Source organism: Geomonas ferrireducens, assembly GCF_004917065.1.
In the GTDB taxonomy this organism is placed as follows: Bacteria; Desulfobacterota; Desulfuromonadia; order Geobacterales; family Geobacteraceae; genus Geomonas; species Geomonas ferrireducens.
Genome location: NZ_SSYA01000003.1, coordinates 407,594 through 425,645, shown reverse-complemented (window position 1 = coordinate 425,645; position 18,052 = coordinate 407,594). Strand labels below are relative to the sequence as shown.

15 protein-coding genes are annotated in these 18,052 nt (G+C 61.9%); 3 read left to right on the top strand and 12 right to left on the bottom strand.

Annotated features, from left to right (window positions below; translation table 11 throughout):
* Nucleotide 1: 1 nt before the first annotated feature.
* The 8 genes from rpsO to rimP all read right to left on the bottom strand — a co-directional run bounded on the left by rpsO (nucleotide 2) and on the right by rimP (nucleotide 7,868).
* Nucleotides 2-268: a 30S ribosomal protein S15 gene (rpsO, locus tag E8L22_RS17720; RefSeq protein WP_129127510.1), complete on the bottom strand. Its 267-nt coding sequence runs from the start codon at nucleotides 266-268 to the stop codon at nucleotides 2-4.
* A gap of 139 nt (nucleotides 269-407) precedes the next feature.
* Nucleotides 408-1,292, bottom strand: coding sequence for a tRNA pseudouridine(55) synthase TruB (gene truB, locus E8L22_RS17715; protein ID WP_198420202.1), 885 nt, complete (start codon nucleotides 1,290-1,292; stop codon nucleotides 408-410).
* A gap of 2 nt (nucleotides 1,293-1,294) precedes the next feature.
* Nucleotides 1,295-2,263 carry a DHH family phosphoesterase gene (locus tag E8L22_RS17710; RefSeq protein ID WP_136526459.1) on the bottom strand — a complete coding sequence of 323 codons (969 nt, stop codon included), beginning with the start codon at nucleotides 2,261-2,263 and terminating at the stop codon, nucleotides 1,295-1,297.
* The gene (locus E8L22_RS17705; RefSeq protein ID WP_136526458.1) at nucleotides 2,244-2,603 is read right to left on the bottom strand and encodes a ribosome-binding factor A; all 360 of its coding nucleotides are present in this window, start codon (nucleotides 2,601-2,603) and stop codon (nucleotides 2,244-2,246) included. The genes E8L22_RS17710 and E8L22_RS17705 overlap by 20 nt, the downstream gene beginning before the upstream one ends.
* 94 nt (nucleotides 2,604-2,697) lie before the next feature.
* On the bottom strand, nucleotides 2,698-5,598 hold the full coding sequence (gene infB / locus E8L22_RS17700) for a translation initiation factor IF-2 (RefSeq protein WP_136526457.1): 2,901 nt from the start codon (nucleotides 5,596-5,598) through the stop codon (nucleotides 2,698-2,700).
* Nucleotides 5,599-6,192 (bottom strand): DUF448 domain-containing protein, encoded by a 594-nt coding sequence (locus E8L22_RS17695; protein ID WP_136526456.1) that lies wholly within the window; start codon nucleotides 6,190-6,192, stop codon nucleotides 5,599-5,601.
* Nucleotide 6,193: 1 nt separating this feature from the next.
* Nucleotides 6,194-7,348 carry a transcription termination factor NusA gene (nusA, locus tag E8L22_RS17690; protein ID WP_136526455.1) on the bottom strand — a complete coding sequence of 385 codons (1,155 nt, stop codon included), beginning with the start codon at nucleotides 7,346-7,348 and terminating at the stop codon, nucleotides 6,194-6,196.
* Nucleotides 7,349-7,388: 40 nt separating this feature from the next.
* On the bottom strand, nucleotides 7,389-7,868 hold the full coding sequence (gene rimP / locus E8L22_RS17685; protein ID WP_136526454.1) for a ribosome maturation factor RimP: 480 nt from the start codon (nucleotides 7,866-7,868) through the stop codon (nucleotides 7,389-7,391).
* A gap of 406 nt (nucleotides 7,869-8,274) precedes the next feature.
* Here rimP and thrC point away from each other — a divergent pair, with 406 nt between their 5' ends.
* Together thrC and yrfG are read left to right on the top strand one after the other, a co-directional pair.
* Nucleotides 8,275-9,651: a threonine synthase gene (gene thrC, locus E8L22_RS17680; protein WP_136526453.1), complete on the top strand. Its 1,377-nt coding sequence runs from the start codon at nucleotides 8,275-8,277 to the stop codon at nucleotides 9,649-9,651.
* A 69-nt stretch (nucleotides 9,652-9,720) separates the two neighbouring features.
* A complete protein-coding gene (gene yrfG, locus E8L22_RS17675; RefSeq protein ID WP_136526452.1) occupies nucleotides 9,721-10,416 on the top strand; it encodes a GMP/IMP nucleotidase in 696 nt (231 codons plus the stop codon).
* A gap of 3 nt (nucleotides 10,417-10,419) precedes the next feature.
* Here yrfG and E8L22_RS17670 read toward each other — a convergent pair whose 3' ends face one another.
* Nucleotides 10,420-10,800, bottom strand: coding sequence for a helix-turn-helix domain-containing protein (locus E8L22_RS17670; RefSeq protein WP_246044765.1), 381 nt, complete (start codon nucleotides 10,798-10,800; stop codon nucleotides 10,420-10,422).
* Nucleotides 10,801-11,087: 287 nt separating this feature from the next.
* On the opposite strand from E8L22_RS17670, the gene E8L22_RS17665 reads away from it, so the two are divergent.
* Nucleotides 11,088-12,854 (top strand): M3 family oligoendopeptidase, encoded by a 1,767-nt coding sequence (locus E8L22_RS17665; protein WP_136526451.1) that lies wholly within the window; start codon nucleotides 11,088-11,090, stop codon nucleotides 12,852-12,854.
* A 174-nt stretch (nucleotides 12,855-13,028) separates the two neighbouring features.
* Here E8L22_RS17665 and acnB read toward each other — a convergent pair whose 3' ends face one another.
* From acnB to gabD, 3 genes are all read right to left on the bottom strand, one after another.
* Nucleotides 13,029-15,548, bottom strand: a complete 2,520-nt coding sequence (gene acnB / locus E8L22_RS17660) for a bifunctional aconitate hydratase 2/2-methylisocitrate dehydratase (protein WP_136526450.1) — start codon at nucleotides 15,546-15,548, stop codon at nucleotides 13,029-13,031.
* Between the two features lie 219 nt (nucleotides 15,549-15,767).
* Nucleotides 15,768-16,520, bottom strand: coding sequence for a formate dehydrogenase accessory sulfurtransferase FdhD (gene fdhD, locus E8L22_RS17655; protein WP_136526449.1), 753 nt, complete (start codon nucleotides 16,518-16,520; stop codon nucleotides 15,768-15,770).
* Between the two features lie 23 nt (nucleotides 16,521-16,543).
* A complete protein-coding gene (gene gabD, locus E8L22_RS17650) occupies nucleotides 16,544-18,001 on the bottom strand; it encodes an NADP-dependent succinate-semialdehyde dehydrogenase (RefSeq protein WP_136526448.1) in 1,458 nt (485 codons plus the stop codon).
* Nucleotides 18,002-18,052 lie beyond the last annotated feature (51 nt).

Genomic DNA, 18,052 nt, shown 5'->3' with positions numbered 1-18,052 from the left:
TTTACCTTCTGATGCCGAGCTTGGCGATGATCGCCTTGTAGCGCTCTACATCCTTCTTCTTCAGGTAGTCAAGCAGACCCCTTCTCTGACCGACGATCTTCAGCAGACCGCGACGGCTGTGATGATCCTTCTTGTGAGTCTTGAAGTGCTCAGTCAGATAGGTGATACGCTCCGAAAGAATTGCAATCTGCACTTCCGGCGAACCCGTGTCGGAATCGTGCAGCTTATGAGCTGTGATGATTTCCTGCTTCTTTTCCGTTTGCAGCATGTGGTTACACCCCCTTCCCATCTTAATTGTTAGTGCTTTTATTTATGTACTTTTATGCCTTCCCGCAACCCCAAGGCCACGGCATAGATCAAGACCTTCAACTCTTACCACAAAAGCAGGTACGTGTAAAGAAGGAATACTAATTGAATACACGCATGAGGCGCAGCCCTTTGAGCCGGTCGTGGCAAGCCACTGCCAGGAAACGCTCGCCCAAATAGAGTCGCACCTGTTCGCCGTCCTGAAACGGGCCCGGCGCCTCGACGAACTCCCCCTCTCGCGGCACCACGCCGTTGCCGACCTTGCGCCCCCCTTCTTCGGTGAGCTGCAGGCTCCTCAGGTGATCGAGCGCCCGGTCCATGGGCAAGAGGAGCGCATGCTGGTCGGCAGCCGCGGCCAGGGCCTCGATGGTGATGGCGTCCGCCTCCTTGAAGAGGCCGCTTTTCGTGCGCCGCAACTCCAGCAGATGCGCGCCGCATCCGAGCGCCTCGCCGATGTCGCAGGCGAGGGTCCTGACGTAGGTACCGCGCGAGCAGCGCACCGTAAAGCAGGCCTCGGGGAGCCGGATCCATTCGAAGGTGAGCGAGTGAATCTCCACCTCGCGCTCCTCGCGCTCCACCTCGATACCCTTTCTGGCCAGCTTGTAAAGCGGCACGCCCCCCTGCTTGATGGCAGAGAACATCGGCGGGAGCTGCTTCTGGAGACCTAGAAACCGCGGCACGATGTCTTCCAGGTCCGCGGGCAAGAGGTGCGACCACTCCCTTTCCGCGATCACCTCACCGGTGAGGTCCTGGGTGTCGGTGGCGATGCCGAGCCGCAAGACCGCACGGTACTCCTTCTCGGACTCGTCGAGGAACTGGATCGCCTTGGTCCCCTCCCCCACCGCCACGGGCAGCACACCGGTCGCGAAGGGATCGAGGGTTCCCGTGTGCCCAACCTTCTTCTGGTTGATGGCGCGGCGGACCTTCGACACGATGTCATGGGAGGTGACACCGGCCGGCTTGTCGATCACGAAAAAGCCGTTCAGCATCAGCGCATCTGCTCCAGCCGGTCGAAGACCTGCGCCTTGACCTCCGCGAGCGTGCCGCGCACCATGCATCCTGCGGCGTTGTGATGCCCGCCGCCGCCGAAAGAGGCGGAAACCGCCGAGACGTCCACCTTCCCCTTGGACCTGAAGCCGACCTTGAAGAGCCCATCCTCGACCTGTCGGAAGAAGAGCGCCACCTGCACCCCCTTGATGGAGCGGGGGTAGTTGATGAAACGGTCGGTGTCCTGGGCGGTGGCGCCGGTCTTGCCGTACATGTCGAGGGTAACGGTGACCGAGGCGTACTCGCCTGAGGGTGAGACGGTCAGGTCAGAGAGGGCGAGGGCTAAAAGCGCGATCCTCTGCAGCGGCTCGCTCTCGTAGAGGTTCTCGTTCACGCTCCAGGCGTTCACCCCTTTGCCGATCATCTCGCCTGCGATGGCGAAGGACTCGGGGTCGGAGTTCGAGTAGTGGAAGCTGCCGGTATCGGAAAGGATGGCGGTGTAGATGCAGAGCGCGGTGGGATAGTCCACCTCGTCTCCTGCCGCCTTGATGATCCGGTAGATGAGGGCCGCGGTGGCGCTCGCCTTCGGGTCGATCAGGTTGCAGATGCCGAAGTTTTCGCACCCGAGATGATGGTCGACGTTGATGAAACGGCCGATCCTCTTGTTTTCGGTGACCGCCTTGCCGGCGCGGCGGAACTCCCCCACGTCGAGCACGAAGCAGACGTCGAAGTCGCGCTCCGGCATCTCGCCGTACACCAGCTCCGCCATCGGGAGGAAGGAGCAGTTGTCCGGGACCGGATCGCAAAGGTAGACGGTGACGTCCTTGCCGCGCGCGGTCAAGTAATTGGCCAGGGCCAGGGAGGAGCCGACCGCATCGGGGTCGGGACTTTCGTGGCTGGTGATCAGAAAGCTCTGAGCCTGGTCGATCTCCGCCACTATCCGCTTAATCTCAGCTGTTGTCGCCGTCATCCTGAGCCCCTATCTCCTTCAGAATCGATTCGATATGCTGGCCGTAGTCCAAAGAGGTGTCGTACTTGAACGTAATCTCGGGGGTGAAACGGAGCTTCAATGCCTGGCCGATCTCCTTGCGGATGAATCCCTTCGCTGAGTTGAGCCCTGCTTCGCTGTTTTTCTTGGCGGCATCGTCGCCGTGCACGGTGAAGTAGACGGTGGCCTGCCTGAGGTCGGGGGTCACCTTCACGCCGGTGATGGTGACGAAACCTACGCGCGGGTCCTTGAGACCCTTTATGAGAAGCTCGGAAATGATCTTGTGGATCTCTTCGGCTACCTTGTCGGAACGCTTTACCATGTTCTTTCTCTCTTGTCGTGAAACGATTAAGGGGAGAGGGGCTTCCGCGGGCCGGGATGCCGGACGCGGGACGCCGCTCTCCCCGTGTTTTTCCTTACAGCTTGCCGGCTACCTTCTCCATCTCGAAGCACTCGAAGATGTCGCCGATCTTGAGGTCGTTGTAGTTCTCAAGCGACATGCCGCACTCGTAGCCGGTGGCGACTTCCTTAACGTCGTCCTTGAAGCGGCGCAGGCTGCCGAGCTTGCCTTCGAAGATCACCACGTTGTCGCGCAGCAGGCGTACCTGTGCGTTCCTGATGATCTTGCCGTCGGTGACGTAGGAACCCGCGACCATGCCGGCCTTGGGCACCGAGAACACCTCGCGGATCTCGGCGCGACCGAGATACTTCTCCTTGAAGGTCGGCTCGAGGAGGCCTTCCATCGCCTTCTTGATGTCGTCCACCGCGTCGTAGATGATGTTGTACAGCCTGACGTCGACCCCTTCCTTCTCGGCGAGCACCGCCGCCTTGACCTCGGGACGAACGTTGAAGCCGAGGATGATGGCGTTGGAAGCGCTGGCCAGGTTGACGTCGGTCTCGGTGATGGCGCCGACGGAGGCGTGCAGCACGTTGAGACGGATGGCATCCGTGGTGAGCTTCCTGAGGGACTCGGCAACCGCCTCGACGGAGCCCTGCACGTCGCCCTTGACGATGGTGTTGAGGTCCTTGACCTCGCCCTTCTGGATCTTCTCGTAGAGCTGCTCCAGGGAGAGCTTGCTGTGCTTGGCGAGTTCGGACTCGCGCAGCTTCATCTGGCGGTGGTTTGCGATCTCCTTCGCCTGCTTCTCGTCGTTCATGGCGACGAAGATGTCGCCTGCGTCAGGCACGCCGTTGAAGCCAATGACCTCGACCGGCATGGCCGGGCCGGCAGCGTTGACCTTCTCGCCCCGGTCGTTCTGCATGGCGCGCACGCGGCCGAAGTGAATGCCGGCCACGAAGTAATCGCCCGCCTTCAGGGTACCCTCCTGGACCAGGACGGTCGCTACCGGGCCGCGCCCTTTGTCCAGCTTGGCCTCGACCACGGTGCCGCGGGCGGTCTTGTCCGGGTTCGCCTTGAGCTCGAGGACGTCGGCCTGCAGGAGAACCATCTCTAGCAGCGACTCGAGGTTGATGTGCTTCTTCGCGGAGACCTCGACGAAGATGGTCTCGCCGCCCCATTCCTCGGAAACCAGGCCGAACTCCATCAGCTCCTGCTTCACTTTGCTCGGGTTGGCCTCGGGCTTGTCGATCTTGTTGATGGCGACGATGATCGGAACGCCTGCAGCCTTCGAGTGGTTGACCGCCTCGCGGGTCTGCGGCATGACGCCGTCGTCGGCAGCAACCACCAGGATGACGATGTCGGTGACCTTGGCGCCCCTGGCGCGCATCGCGGTGAACGCCTCGTGGCCCGGGGTGTCGAGGAAGGTGATCTTCTGTCCCTTGAGTTCCACGTCGTAGGCGCCGATGTGCTGGGTGATGCCGCCAGCCTCGCCGGCAATTACGTTGGCCTGGCGGATGGCGTCAAGAAGCGAGGTCTTGCCGTGGTCGACGTGACCCATGATGGTGACGACCGGCGGACGCTTCTGCATTGCTTCCGGCGCATCCGGCTCCGCCTCGAGGAGCTCGTCCACGTCGAGCGCCACGTTCTCGATCTCGTAGCCGAAGTCGGTGGCCAGAAGGGTCGCGGTGTCGAAGTCGAGCGGGTGGTTGATGGTCGCCATGACACCGAGCTTCATCAGGGCGCGGATCAGGTCGGTCGCCTTGATCCCCATGCGCTTGGCCAGCTCGCCCACGGTGATGGACTCGCTGATCTTGATGATCCTCTTGATCGCCTTCGGTACCGTGATCTCGGTCTTCTTGCCGACCTGAACCTTCTCGTACTTCCCTTTCTTACCTTTGGAGCGCGGCCCGGGCTCGAAAACCCGCTCGCGTTTGTCCAGAAGGTCCTTGAAAGTCTCTTTTTTCCCCTTGCCTGCGGGGGCGCCGCCCTTCTTGGCGTTCTTGCCGTAATCGGCGCCGCCTGCCGGGGCGGGTTTCCTACCCTTGCGGCTGCGGTCGTCCAGCAGCGGCGGCGGCTCGACAGGGGCCAAGGGCGCCGGACGATCGGGGCGCGCCCCCATGGGGGGACGCTCGCCGGGACGACCTGCGCCGGGACGCGGTGCCGGACGCTCAGTGCCGGGGCGCTCCACGCCGCGCGGCATGCCGGGACGCTGCCCCGGGCGATCGCCCTGCGCGGGGCGCTGGTACTCGCGACGCTCGGCCGGACGCTGGGTCGGAATCGGGATCTCGACGCGGCCGAGGATCCTCGCGCGGGTTGCAGTCGGCTTGTCCGGCTCGGGCTCCACGGCCTTGGCGGCGGGCGCCTCGGGCGCCTTGGCGGCAGCCGGCGCTTCCGCGGCGGGTGCCTTCGGGGCCTCGACCTTGGCAGGCTCGACTTTCGGCGCCTCGGGTGCGGGGGCAGCAGGCGCCTCCGCCTTCGGGGCCTCGACGGCCGGCTTTTCCGGTGCCGCAGGCGCGGCAGGTGCTGCGGCCACCGGTTTCTCTTCCTTGGCGGCCGGAGCCTGGGGGGCCGGAGCCTCGGGCTTCACCGCTGCCGGCTTCGGAGCGGGAGCCGGCTCGATGATCCTCGCGCGGACCGGTTCCGGACGCTTGGGCGCCTCTTCCACCGGAGCCTTCTCGGGGGGTGCCGGCTGGGGCGCCTCCTCCTTGACCGGCTCGGCCGGCTCGGCTGCCGCCTGGGCCTCAGGCTCGACCGCCTTCGCACGACGACGGATCAGGGTCGGCTTCACCCTCACCTCTTCCTGGGAAACTTCTTTGACGGGGGGGTGCGCGGGGGCGGATAACGCCTTGATATCCGAATCCTCAAGGACAGCCATATGGTTTTTGACCTGCACGCCTGCCTCGGCAAGTCTTGCCATAAGCTCCTTGTTTTCGATCCCCATCTGTGCCGCTAACTCATATACGCGGGTTTTGCTCATCTACTCACGCTCCTCCTCAAAGAAGTTCCTGTACTTTTCCATTTCCAATTCAATCGAGCCCACGAAGCCGCTTTCCATAACAACCAGGACGCTTCTGAGTTCCTTTCCCAGCAATTCGCCAAGGCGTTCCTTGGTGAACAGGGAGATGCAGGGGACATCCTTCAGCTTCGCGAGCCCCCTGAACTTCTCGCCGATATCGGGCGATATATCGGTGGCGACGAACAAAAGCCCCGCCCCACCTTTCTTCAGCTTTTCCTGTACCTGATCCGAACCTGAAACCACCTTCCCCGCCTTGTTGGCGAGGCTGATGTAGGAGGCGATGCGCTCCTCGAGCTTGTGGACCACCTGCTTGAGCAGCCCCTCTGCGTCGGCGCCCAGCACATCCCCCTTGAAGCCGCGGGCGAACTGCTTTTTCTGGGCCGCGAGCTTCAGACACACAGCCTTCATGCAGGTGTACGCGCCGCGCCCGGGGAGCTTGTTCTGCAGATCCGGTACGAGGGTACGGTCCGGGGCCAGCACGAAGCGGAGCAGCTCGCCCTTGTCCTTTGTCTCACGGCAGGCGAGGCAACTTCTCTGTGGTGCGGCCTTCGTCATCCTAATCCTCTTCGGTCGCCTCTACCACGGGCTCGGCACTCTCTGCGCTCTCGGCGGTTTCCTCTGCCTCTTCGGCCTCGGTGCCGTCGTAGGAGGCGAACTGCTGCAGCTCGGCCTCGGCCATGCGGGTCTCGCTCTTGATGTCGATCTTCCACCCGGTCAGCTTGGCGGCAAGACGCACGTTCTGGCCGCGCTTGCCGATGGCGAGCGAGAGTTGGTCGTCGGCCACGATGACCTCCATGGCGTACTCCTCCTCGTCGACGTACACCTTGGTGACCACGGCCGGGGCCAGGGCGTTGCAAGCGAAGCGGGCGATGTCCTCGCTCCAGGGGATGATGTCGATCTTCTCACCGCGCAGCTCGGAGACCACGTTCTGCACGCGGGAGCCGCGCATACCGACGCAGGCGCCGACCGGGTCGACGTCGGCATCGTGGGAGTAGACGGCGATCTTGGCACGCCCACCCGGCTCGCGCACGACGCTCTTGATCTCGACTATCCCCTCGGCGATCTCCGGAACCTCGGCCTCGAACAGCTTGGCGAGCATCTGGGGATGGGTGCGGGAGAGCATGATCTGCGGCCCTTTGGTGGTCATGCGGATCTCGGTTATGAGGGCCTTCACGCGGTCGCCCTGACGGTACACCTCGCGCGGAGCCTGCTCCTTGTGCGGGAGAAGTGCCTCGGCGCGGCCGAGGTCGACGATCAGGTCGCCCTTCTCGAAACGGCGCACGACGCCGTTCACGATCTCGCCCTGGCGCTCCTGGAACTCGTTGAAGATGGTTTCGCGCTCAGCCTCACGCACGCGCTGGATGATCACCTGCTTCGCGGTCTGCGCGGCGATCCTGGAGAAGCCGGAGGCGTCCATCTTCATGCCGATGGAGTCGCCGATCTCGACGTCCGGATCCTCCTCGCGGGCCTCGTCGAGCTCGATCTCGCGGTAGGAATCCTGCACCTCTTCCACGACGGTAACGAACTCGAACAGCTCAACCTCGCCGATCTCGGGGTTATAGTGCGCCTCCAGATCACGGGTATTACGAAATTTCTTGTTGGCGGCCGTCAGTACTGCCTGTTCCAGCGCCTCTACCACAATACTTTTATCGATACCCTTCTCTTTTACGATCTGGTCGATCGTGTGCTTGAGGTTAAAGCTCGTTTCCACGTGACTGTCTCCTTCTGCTGATAATTACAAATAGAAATTTTTAGAATTCGAATTCGAGGTTGGCCTTGGCCACTTTGTCCAGAGGGATGGAAGCATGCTGCCCCTCGGTAAGGTCGATGCTGATCACCCCGTCCGCAACCCCCAGGAGCTTCCCGGTGAAGGTCTTGCGCTTGTTCCCCGCGTCGTCGGCCAGCATCTCAAAGGTTTTCACCTTCACCAGGTGTCCCGCGAAACGCTCGTAGTCGGCGACCTTCTTGAGCGGACGGCAGATCCCCGGCGAGGAGACCTCCAGGTCGTAACGCTCGGGCATGAAGTCCTCGACGTCCAGGATGTCGGAGAGCTGGCGGCTCACGTCGGCGCAGTCGTCCAGGGTGATCCCGCCTTCCTTCTCGAGGAAGATCCTGAGCACCATGTCGCGCCCCTCGCGCTTGTACTCGAGGTCGACCAGCCCGATACCGAGCGGTGCGCCGATCTCTGCAACGATTTCAGTGACTCTTTCTGCTACATCTACCTTGGCCATCTCTAGGTTTTCCCATAAAAAAAAGCGAGCCGGAGGAGCTCACTTTTGAGTGAACATTAACATGTACGCCATTAATTACCATGGAAGCCTTCTTTATGCAAGCGCTTTTTTCCCAGAGTGAGCCGTTTTTTCGGGCTTTCAGGCACGTTCTTAGGCTCATTCAGCGCCCATATTTCTTCTGCCGGAAAGAAGGAGATCTTTTGCCGTCGCATGTGACATTGGGGCAATTTAAGACATCTCTGTTTTTTTCACTATGCTCCCTGTCGCCGCCTCGAAGTCACGGCAGCCGCGCTGCACCCGAACACAGTCAGCAGCCCAGCAATCGCTTCACTTTTACACCATTAGCTGTTATATATGGGCGTCGCCGGAAACGGCACAAAAACCTGTAAAAGGAAAGAGAACCGACATGAAATACATAAGCACCAGGGGAAACATCACCCCCATCGGGTTCAAGGACGCAGTAATGATGGGTCTTGCCACCGACGGCGGCCTCATTCTGCCGGAGAGCATCCCGCAGCTCGACCGCGACACCCTAGCCGCGTGGTCCAAGCTCCCCTACCGTGAGCTCGCTTTCAATATCATATCCCTCTTCGCCACCGACATCCCGGCCGCCGATCTGAAGGCGCTCATCGACCGTTCCTACGGGACCTTCGAGCACCAGGAGACGACGCCCCTGGTGAAAAAGGACGGCGTCTACATCCTGGAACTCTTCCACGGCCCCACCCTCGCCTTCAAGGACGTGGCGCTGCAACTGCTCGGAAACCTCTTCGAGTACCTTTTGAAGGAGCGCGGCGAGAAGATGAACATCCTGGGCGCCACCTCCGGCGACACCGGGAGTGCTGCCATCGCCGGGGTGCGCGGCAAGGAGAACATCAACATCTTCATCCTGCATCCGCACCTGAAGACCTCGCCCATCCAGGCGCTGCAGATGACCAGCGTGCTCGACGCCAACGTGCACAACATCGCCGTAGAGGGGACCTTCGACGACTGCCAGAACATCGTGAAGACCCTGTTCAACGACCTCGAATTCAAGAAGGAGTACGCGCTGGGCGCGGTGAACTCGATCAACTGGGCCCGCGTGCTCGCACAGGTGGTCTACTACTTCTACGCCTGGGGCAGGCTCCCCGAGCAGGGGAAAGTGGTATTCTCCGTCCCGACCGGGAACTTCGGCGACATCTTTGCGGGCTACCTCGCGAAAAGCATGGGACTACCCGTGGAAAAGCTCCTCCTTGCCACCAACGAGAACAACATCCTCTCGCGCTTCGTGCAAAGCGGCGACTACTCTTTGGGGAAGGTCGTGCAGACCGTCTCCCCTTCCATGGACATCCAGCTCGCCTCGAACCTGGAGCGCTACCTCTATTACCTCTTCAACGAAAACCCGGAGCGCGTGAGAAGCGCCTTTGCCGAGCTGCAGCAGACCGGCAAGATCGTCTTCACCGCAGAAGAGGTGCAGCGCGTGCAGAGCGAATTCCTGAGCTGCACCGTGGACGAAGCGAAGACCCTCGACACGATCGCCTCCTTCAACAAGGAGACCGGCTACGTTCTCGACCCGCACACCGCGGTCGGGGTGCGCGCCGCCCTCGAGTGCGTGAACGGGCATCCGGCCGTCGTATGCCTTGCCACCGCGCACCCGGCGAAGTTCGGTGACGCCGTCGAGCGTGCCATCGGCACCCCCGCGGTGCTGCCGCCCCAGCTCGCCGCGCTGCAGGGCAAGGAAACGCGCTGCGAGATCATGGCTGCGGACAAAGAGCTGGTGAAAGCCTTCGTGAAAGCCAATGCTTAGCCTGACGTCGGACCTGTCGGACTGGTCAGACCAGTCGGACAGGTCCGACGAAGAAAAGAGACCTCCTGAATGTCCCTCCCCCCACTGCAAGTAGACTGGAACCACATCGACACGGTCCACCTCGACATGGACGGCACCCTGCTGGACCGCCACTTCGACGACCACTTCTGGCTGGAGCACGTCCCCAGGCGCTACGCCGAAAAAAACGGCATCGACGAGAGCGCGGCGAGGGAAAAGCTCTACCGCATGTTCCGCTCCCAGGAGAAGACCCTCAACTGGACCGACCTCGATTACTGGTCCGCGCAGCTGGGCCTCGACATCCCGGTGCTCAAGGAGGAGGTGCACCACCTGATCGCGGTGCACCCGTTCGTGACAGAGTTCCTCCTCTTCCTGCGACAGCACGGCAAGAAGGTCTACCTGGTCACCAACGCCCACGGTAAGACGCTGAACCTGAAACTGCGCCGGACCACGATCGGCGGCTACTTCGACGGCATCATCTCGGCTCACGACCTGGGACTGCCAAAGGAGGATCCGCTCTTCTGGGGGGAACTGCAGAGGAAGGTACCGTACGATCCTGAAAGAACCATGCTGGGAGAGGACAGCGAGACCAACCTGGACACGGCGCGCCGCTTCGGCATCCGCTACCTGATTTACGTCGGACGCTTCAGCTCGACGATGCAGCCGCTCCAGTCGAAAGACTTTCACACCATCCATTATTTCAGCGAACTGATTCCGCGCGACGGCGGCATGGCGGTACGTATCTGACCGTCAGCCGCGCGTCTTGATCCTGCACACCCCGTACTTCTTCACCAGATCGTAAAGGGCCGGACGGCTGACGCCCAGCATGTCCGCCGCCTTGCTCATGTTTCCCGCACAGGCGCGGATCGCGTCGTACACCATCCACCGCTCGATCCTGTCCCGCGCTTCCCGTAGGGTGAGTGACGCGAAGGCCATGGCCCCAACACTGCACCCGACATCCGCGCCGTGCCCCGCTTCCGCGCCCGTTGGCATCGCATCGTTGCGGCAGGAAAAAAGCCGCTGCAACACGATGCACTGACCACCGCTTCCTGCCCCGAAACGGTCACAACCTGTTGCCGTACCCGGTGCAGGTTGATAAGCCGCATCCTGAACCACCTGACGCTTTTTCATGGCGTCCATCCTCGCACTAGCGGTTAACGAAAGAACCACTTGCGGGGGAGGCTCCCTGCCACCCCCACCGGGAAGAGCTGTCAGCGGCTGATACACGATTATTATATTTTTTTAACAGCAGCTATTTCTATCGCGCCCCTTTTGGTTGTCAAGGCGCGTAAATGCAGCAGCGGACGCTGATTCACCCACCAAAACCCCGCCTCCCCTTTCTTGACACCTTGGCGACCTTGCATTACTATCGGTTGCATTCGTTTGAAATCATTAGGAAATCAGCTTCAGGAGGAACCATGTCAACCAACCTCTGCTGGGATACCACCCCGCTTTACTCTTCCCCTTCAGCACCCGAGCTCAACCAGGCTTTCGAGGGTGCTACTTCGCAGGTTGCAGCGTTCAGGGAGCGCTACCGCGGCAAGGTAGCCGAACTCTCCGCCGAGGGGTTGCTGGAGGCGCTTAAAAGTTACGAGAAGCTGCAGGAGAATCTGGCGGTGCCGCAGCTCTACGCACACCTGCTGTTCGCCGCCGACAGCGAGAGCGATCTGCACAAACGGCTCTCCCAGAAGTCCGAGGAGTTCGGCAACGCCATGGGACGGGAGCTCCTCTTCTTCGATCTGGAGATCATCCAGATGGAGGAAGAGCCGTTTCAAAAGTTCGCCAAAGACAGCCTGCTCGACAACTACCGCCACTTCCTCGAGGTGCTGCGCAAGTTCAAGGCGCACACCCTTTCCGAGCGGGAGGAGAGCCTGCTTTCGCAAAAAAGCCTGACCGGGGTGCAGGCCTTCTGCCGTCTCTTCGACGAGGTCTCCGCCTCCCTGCGCTACACCCTCGAGATGGGCGGGGAGACCAAAGAGGTGACCGGCGAGGAACTGCTTGCCCTTTTGCATCACCCGGACGCAGGGCTGCGCGAGCGCGCCTTCGGCACCTTCCTCAAGAAGCACGAGGAAAACGGCATCCTCTATTCCGCAGTGTTCAACAACGTGGCGCTTGACCACTCCCAGGAGATGGAGCTCAGAAACTACCGGCACCCGATGGAGCCGACCAACCTCGGTAACGAGATCCCCAACGAGGTGGTCGAAAGCCTCATGCAGGTCTCCGAGAAAAACTACCCCTTGGCACAGGAATACTTCCGCCTGAAAGCACGGCTCCTCGGCATGCCTAGGCTGAAAAACACCGACGTCTACGCCCCCCTCACCGAGAGCGACCGCAAATACAGCTTCGAGGAAGCGCGCACCATGACGGTTGAGGCGTACCGCGGGTTCTCCGAAGAGTTCGCTGAGCTCGCCGACTCCTTCTTCACCGGGAAGCGTGTGGACGTCATGCCCCGTCCCGGCAAGAGCGGCGGCGCGTTCTGCATGGGGATGACCCCGGCGCTCCCGCCGTACCTGCTTTTGAACTTCACCGGCAACCTGCGCGACGTGGCGACCATCGCCCACGAGGTGGGGCACGGCATCCACTACCTGCTTGCGCAGCGCCAGACCATGCTCAACTACCACCCGCCGCTGCCGCTTGCCGAGACCGCCTCGGTGTTCGGCGAGATGCTCCTCACTCGACAGTTGCTGGAGCGCGAGACCGACGTGGAGGTGAAGAAGTCGCTTCTGTGCGCGAAGATCGAGGACATCATCGCCACCACCTTCAGGCAGAACGTCCTCACCAGGTTCGAGGAGCAGATGCACCTAAGGCGTAACGACGGCCTTCTCACCGCGAACGAGCTCTGCGACCTCTGGTGGGACGAGAACGCGAAGCTCTACGGCGACTCGGTCGAGATGATCGAGCCTTACCGCTACGGCTGGAGCTACATCTCCCACTTCATCCACGCACGTTTCTACTGCTACTCCTACACCTGCGCGGAACTGGTGGTGCTGTCGCTGTTCCAGCGCTACCTGAAGGAGCGCGAGAGCTTCGTCCCCGTCTACCGCGGCATACTGGCCGATGGCGGCTCCAAGTCGCCAGGCGACACCCTCGCACCCGCAGGCATCGTCTTCAGCGACCCCAGCTTCTGGCAGGGGGGCTACGACCTCCTCGGCGATCTCATCGCAGAGCTGAAAGCGCTGCTGTAGCGTCGGGCTCCGCCCACAGTCGGACCAGTCGGACCAGTCGGACCAGTCGGACCAGTCGGACAGGTCGGACAGGTCGGACAGCTGGGACTCCCAGGCAGTCGAACTGCCGCCACAAAAAAAGAAAGGCCCGCCGGTTTCCCGGCGGGCCTTTTTGCTGCTTGTTACCAGTTCTTCCTACATCTCGTCGAACTGAAGGTACTTGTACACGGTTGCCTTGTTCGGCTCGACCTTCTCCTTGTACACGGCCAGATACTCGGCCGGGGTCGGGAGCTTGCCCATGTTCACGGTGACGGCACCGAGCTCTGCGGAGCCGAGGAACACCTTGGCGCCGTTGCCGATCCTGTCATCGAAGTTACGGGTCGAGGTGGAGAACATGTTCACCCCGTCGGGCACGCGTGCTTGGTTACCCATGCAGAGCGAGCAGCCGGCGATTTCGACGCGTGCGCCCATCGCGCTGTAGACGGAGAAGTACGCCTCGTCCTTGAGCTTCGCCTGATCCATGCGGGTCGGCGGGCAGATCCAGGTACGGACGTTCGGGTTGAACTTCTGGCCCCTCCAGATCTCACCTGCGGCGCGGAAGTGGCCGATGTTGGTCATGCAGGAACCGAGGAACACGTCCTGGATCGGGGTGCCGGCAACGTCGGAGAGGAGCTTCACGTCGTCCGGATCGTTCGGGCAGGCGAGGATCGGCTCGGTGATCTCGGCGAGGTCGATCTCGATGACCGCTGCGTACTCGGCGTTGGCGTCCGCTTCGAGAAGCTTCGGAGCCTTCAGCCACTCGTTGACCGCGTCGATCCTGTTCTGCAGGGTCTGCGCGTCCTGGTACCCGTCGGCGATCATCTGCTTCATGAGGGCCACGTTGGAGCGCAGGTAGGTGGCTACCGACTTCTCGGAAAGCTTGATGCAGCCGGCGGCGGCGCTACGCTCGGCAGCGGCGTCGGTCAGCTCGAAGGCCTGCTCGACGGAGAGCTCAGGAAGACCTTCCATCTCGAGGATGCGGCCGTTGAAGATGTTGACCTTGTTCTTCTTGGGCACGGTGAGAAGGCCCTGCTTGATCGCCCAGTACGGGATCGCGTTAACCGCGTCGCGCAGGGTGATGCCGGGGTTGAACTTGCCCTTGAAGCGGACAAGGACGGACTCGGGCATGTCGAGCGGCATGAAGCCAAGGGCGCCTGCGAAGGCGACCAGACCGGAACCTGCCGGGAAGGAGATCCCGATCGGGAAACGGGTGTGGGAGTCGCCGCCGGTACCGACGGTGTCCGGAACGAGGAGACGGTTCAGCCAGGAGTGGATGACGCCATCGCCCGGCTTAAGGGGCACGCCGCCACGCTCGATGATGAACTGCGGCAGGGTCTTGTGCATCTTCACGTCGGCCGGTTTCGGGTAGGCCGCGGTGTGGCAGAAGGACTGCATGAACATCGGAGCCTGGAACTTGAGGCAGGCGAGCTCTTTCAGCTCGTCGGCGGTCATCGGGCCGGTGGTGTCCTGGGAACCTACGGTGGTCATCTTCGGCTCGCAAGCGGTCCCCGGAAGGACGCCGGCTACGCCGCATGCCTGGCCGACCATCTTCTGGGCCAGCGAGTACCCCTGGCCTGCCTTGGCAACCGGGTTGACCGGGAGGGTGAAGACGTCGGTCGGTGCCATGCCGAGTGCTTTCCTGGCGCGGTCGGTGAGGGCGCGGCCGATGATCAGCGGGATACGGCCGCCGGCGCGGAACTCGTCGAACAGGGTGTTCGGGGCCACGGTGAAGGTGGAGAGGACCTCACCGGCTTCGGTGGTGACCTCGCCCTTCTTGGCGTTGATCACGATGACGTCGCCGGTCTTCATCTTGGTCACGTCGGTCTTGATCGGGAACGCGCCGGAGTCCTGCGCGGTGTTGAAGAAGATCGGGGCGATGACGCCGCCGATGATGATGCCGTCGCGACGCTTGTTCGGAACGGCCGGGATGTCCTGGCCGATGTGCCACAGCACGCTGTTGCATGCGGACTTACGGGAGGAACCGGTACCCACTACGTCGCCCACGAAAGCGACCTGGAACCCTTCTGCCCTGAACTTGGCGATGGTGGCGTTGCCGTCGGGGAAGCGGGTCTTGCCCATGGCAAGGGCGTGCAGCGGGATGTCCGGACGGCTCCAGGCGTCACCCGCCGGGGAGAAGTCGTCGGTGTTGATCTCGCCTTCGACCTTGTAGACCTTCACCTTCACAACTTCCGGCAGGCCCGGCTTGGAGGTGAACCACTCGGCGTTGGCCCAGGACTCGAGGACCTTTTTGGCGCCGGCGTTGCTCTTGGAGAGCTCGAAAACGTCGTCGAATGCGTCGTACACGAGGGTGGTGCCGCAAAGCGCCTTAACGGCCTCGTCGGCAACTTCCGCGTCCTTCAGCGCTGCGACCAGCGGGGAGACGTTGTAGCCGCCCAGCATGGTGCCCAGGATCTGAACCGCGTCCTTCTTGGAGACCAGCGGGGACTTCTTGGCGCCGGTGAGGATGGCGGCGAGGAAGCCGGCCTTCACTTCGGCAGCCGGGTCGACGCCCGGGGAGACCCTTTCCTTCAGGAGGTGGAGCAGGAACTCCTCCTTGCCTGCCGGGGGTGCTTCCAACAGTTTGCAAAGTTCCGCGGTCTGCTCAGGGTCGAGCGGTTTCGCAGGAATCCCGAGTGCTTTTCTTTCTGCCTCTTGCTTCAGGTACGCTTCGATCATGATTCCTCCTCCAGATAATGTGCAGCTATTTACGGAAGTTATGATAACTCTTCTCTCAGCTGGTACTTCATTTGAACGGATACTGTATACAATTTTTACCCTGCTTTGTCAATTGTTGAAAGTGCCTGTAACATGGCGCAGATCCGTGTGAAAAGACTGTTACTATGGCGTTTTATCTGGAATCAGCGGAGGTGTTTAGCGGTGTGCGGAGTGAAAATATTAAGAAAATAAAATATATTCGGAATGGGTATATGCGGTGAGTTTGGCGCCGCGCAGGTAGCCGATCAGCGTAATGCTGCTTTCGTCGCAGATGCGCACCGCCATGTCGGTGGGCGAGGTACGGGATACGACGACCGCGATACCGAGTTGCGCCGCCTTCGCGGCCATCTCTGTCGAGACGCGGCCTGAGGTGGCGAGGATGGTGCCTTCGAGAGAAATCCTTTTAAGCAAAGCCTCCCCCGCCAGGCGGTCGATAGTGTTGTGCCTGCCGAGGTCTTCGGCGTGCAGAAGGAGCCTTCCTTCCACGTCCCCGATGGCGGCGGAGTGGAGGCCGCCATGGCTTTTGTACCGGTCCGAGGTCTGGGCGAGCTGCCTCATCAGCTCGAAGACGGCACCGACCGCGATACCGCCGCGCGGGGTTGAAGCCTGCCTGCCCTGCGGCAGGGAAAAAGTAACGCCGGTGCCGCACCCCGAGGTGAGCACCGGCTTCAGTTCATGGGGGAGCTCCCCCTTTATACGGACGTTGGCGATGCCGTAGTCGTTGCAAACGCTCAGGACCAGAAAATCATCGGCCGAAGCGACGAACCCCTGGAGCCTCAGGAAGCCGGCCACCAGGAAGCGCAGGTCGTGCGGAGACGCAACCAGGGTAACCAATTCCCGGTCGTTCACCCTGAGAACCAGGGGGAACTCCCGCACGACATCGATCTCGCCGCGCAGCACCTTCCCGTCGTTGTATTGAAGCACCTCGGTCATGGTTTACCTGCTTCTCTGCGCAGCTATCTTATCCCGCCGATGCAGAGATACTTGACCTCGAGGAAGTCCTCGATGCCGTACTTGGATCCTTCGCGACCGACACCGGACTCCTTCACCCCGCCAAAGGGAGCCACGGCGGTGGAGATGAGGCCGGTGTTGATGCCGACGATGCCGTACTCGACCGCCTCCGCCACCCGCCACACCCGCGCGATATCACGGCTGTAGAAGTAAGCGGCGAGGCCGAACTCGGTGTCGTTGGCAAGACGGATCGCCTCCTCCTCGGTCTTGAACCGGAACAGCGGGGCCACCGGCCCGAAGGTCTCTTCCCGCGCGACCAGCATATCCGGTGAGACGTCGGCGAGCACGGTCGGTTCGAAGAAGGAGCCGCCAAGGGCGTGGCGTTTGCCGCCGGTCACCACGCGCGCCCCCTTGGCGAGGGCGTCGCCGATATGCTCCTCCACCTTCTCCACCGCAGCCATGTCGATGAGCGGCCCCTGCTGGGTTTCTCCCTTCAGGCCGTCGCCCACCTTCATCGCGGCAACCTCGGCGGCGAGTTTCTCGGAGAACCGGTCGTAGATGCCGTCCTGCACAAGGAAGCGGTTGGTGCAGACGCAGGTCTGGCCGGTGTTGCGGTACTTGGAGATGAGTGCTCCTTCCACCGCGGCGTCGAGATCGGCGTCATCGAAGACGATGAAGGGGGCGTTGCCGCCCAGTTCCATGGAGACCTTCTTCACCGTCCCCGCGCAGTCGGCCATCAGCTTCTTACCGATCTCGGTCGACCCGGTGAAGGTGAGCTTTCTGACCAGCGGGTTCGCGGTCATCTCGCCCCCGATACCCGCCGCCGAACCGGTGACGACGGAGAAGACCCCGTCCGGCACGCCGGCACGCCGCGCGAGTTCGGCTACAGCGAGGGCCGAGTAAGGTGTCGCCGTCGCAGGCTTAACGACCATGGTGCAGCCGGCGGCAAGCGCGGGCCCGGCTTTGCGGGTGATCATGGCGGAAGGGAAGTTCCACGGGGTTATCGCGGCGCAGACCCCGATCGGCTCCTTGAGGACGACGATACGCTTGTCGCTTTGGTGCGAGGGGATGACGTCGCCGTAAATCCTTTTCCCCTCTTCGGAGAACCACTCGAGGAAGGAGGCGGCGTAGACTGTCTCGCCGCGGGCCTCGGCAATCGGCTTGCCCTGCTCGGCGGTCATCAGTACCGCCAGATCCTCCTGGTGCTCCAGCATCAGCTCGGACCAGCGCCTTATGATGACGGAGCGCTCCTGGGCCGTCCTCGCGCGCCACGCGGGGAGTGCGGCTTGCGCCGCTTCTATGGCGCGGCGTGTCTCGGCCGCTCCCATTTTCGGTATGGTGCCGAGCTTCTCTCCCGTTGCCGGGTTGGTTACGTCGATGGTCTCACCGCTGTCGGCCGCAGTCCAGGCACCGTTGATGAAGCAGAGTTGCTGAAAAAGACTGCCGTCTTTTAGGTTCAACATCTGTTCCTCCCATGTGTGAAATGATCGCAGCAGTTTTTGTATACAACATCG